Below are 1,342 nucleotides of genomic sequence, written 5' to 3'. Positions count from 1 at the left end.
CCCAGCATCCAGATGTCTGCGCCAAGGCCGCTCAGGTCCGTTCGCGTGGTGAGCGGCGGGTACATGAACCATCCGCCATCAGGCGCGGCGTTGAAAAAGATGGAGCCGCCGACGAACCCTCCGCCGAGCAGGAAGGACCAGTAGCCAAAGGCCGAGAGGCGCGGAAAGGGCAGGTCGCGCGCGCCCAGCAGCTGTGGCAAGAGGATGATCGACACGGCCTCGAACATCGGCACGGCGAAGAGAAACATCATCATCGAGCCGTGCAGCGTGAAGAGTTGGTTGAACGTCCCTGCGCTCACCAGATCATTGTCGGGCACGGCCAGTTGTGTGCGCATGATGAGCGCCAGCACGCCAGCGAACAGCATGAAGGCGAAGGCCGTCAGCACATACCAGACGCCGACCCGGTTGTTATTGCAGTCGGTCCAGCGCAGGAACAACCCCTTGGGTGGCGCCCACACGGCGCGCAGTCTCTCCTCCTGCGCGGCCCGGAGCGCGGGGTCGTCCTGGTCGTGCAGGCTCATCGCAGACCCTTCAGATAGTGGGCGATAGCGCGGGCTTCCTCGTCGCTCAGTTGCGGATAGGCGGGCATGCGGACACCGGGCTTGGCCCGTTGCGGCGCCCTGATGAAGCCGGCGATATTTTCGACGGTCGGCGGCAATATACCCGCCCCTAATGTAAGCCGCTCGCCAAAGCGGCTGAGGTCGGGGCCGATGGTGCCGGCATGGGGCGTGCCCCGGATGCCATGGCAGGCGCCGCATCCCTGCGCATCGAACAGGGTGCGGCCGGACGTGGCGATGGCCGGCAGAGGCACGATGGCACGGGCGTCGGCCATCCATGTGTCGAAGGCCGCCGGCTCCATCGCGATCACGTCGAACGCCATGAGCGCATGGCTGAGGCCGCAAAACTCCGCGCATACGCCGCGATATCGTCCCGGCTTCTCGGCTTTCACCACCAGCCGGTTGGTGCGGCCTGGGATCATGTCCATTTTGCCGGCAAGGCCGGGTATCCAGAAGCTGTGGATCACGTCTTTGGCCATCAGTTCGAATACGACCGTCCGGCCGACAGGTACGCGAATTTCGTTGGTCGAAGATAGTGGTGGTGAATTATCGGACGGCCGATACGCAACCCGCCACCAGAATTGCTCGCCTTCCACCCGGATTACCAGACCGCCCGGATCGGCCGGGCGGGGACGCATGGCAGGCAAAGCGTAAAGCAGGAGCGCAGCTAGAATGAGCGTCGGCCCGATCGCCCCGACCCAGAGGATCATGCGCATGCCCTGTTCATGGCTGAGACTATGCTCGGACGCACGGACGGCCCGAACATAGAGGGCGACGGTAATTGC

General features: G+C 64.4%; 2 protein-coding genes. Both read right to left on the bottom strand.

Translation table 11 applies throughout. The annotated features are described in order from the left end of the window. On the bottom strand, nucleotides 1–521 hold a 521-nt coding region (locus BMY84_RS28865; RefSeq protein WP_177204264.1), incomplete at its 3' end, for a cbb3-type cytochrome c oxidase subunit I. Continuing rightward, the coding region (locus BMY84_RS28860) for a cytochrome c oxidase subunit II (protein ID WP_143075212.1) at nucleotides 518–1,342 on the bottom strand (825 nt) is incomplete at its 5' end. The genes BMY84_RS28865 and BMY84_RS28860, both read right to left, overlap by 4 nt.

This window comes from Sphingobium sp. AP50, from assembly GCF_900109095.1.
Classification (GTDB): domain Bacteria; phylum Pseudomonadota; class Alphaproteobacteria; order Sphingomonadales; family Sphingomonadaceae; genus Sphingobium.
The sequence above is the reverse complement of the archived record's forward strand: the minus strand, read 5'-3'. Positions and strand labels throughout refer to the sequence as shown.